Annotated in this window: 1 protein-coding gene; it reads right to left on the bottom strand. The window is 62.1% G+C overall.

Going from position 1 to position 322, the window contains the following annotated elements:
* The coding region (locus C2I19_RS19485) for a transposase (RefSeq protein ID WP_146056880.1) at positions 1-322 on the bottom strand (322 nt) is incomplete at both ends.

Genomic DNA, 322 nt, shown 5'->3' with positions numbered 1-322 from the left:
ATCGACATCCGGATTGCGCCCTGCGGGCGGTGGCGGCGCGTCATCCTTGTGGACAAAGCTTTTGTGCGAAGCCCAGGCATCGATCAGCGTGCCGTCTACGCTGAAATGCTCGTCGCTGGTGAGCTTGCCCCACTCGGCCAGGCTGCGTACCCGAATGAAGAAGGCGCGGGCGACGTCTTCGGTAAACAAGCGGTCGCGATTTTGCGAGAAGGTCGAGTGATCCCACACGCGGGCATCGGCGGAAAGGCCGACGAACCAGCGAAACAGCAGGTTGTAGTCCAGTTGCTCGACCAGCAGCCGCTCGGAGCGGATGGTGTAGAGC

It is taken from the genome of Chromobacterium alticapitis, assembly GCF_002924365.1.
GTDB lineage: Bacteria > Pseudomonadota > Gammaproteobacteria > Burkholderiales > Chromobacteriaceae > Chromobacterium > Chromobacterium alticapitis.
Note: the sequence above shows the minus strand (reverse complement) of the source record. Positions and strands in the feature narration are given on the sequence as shown.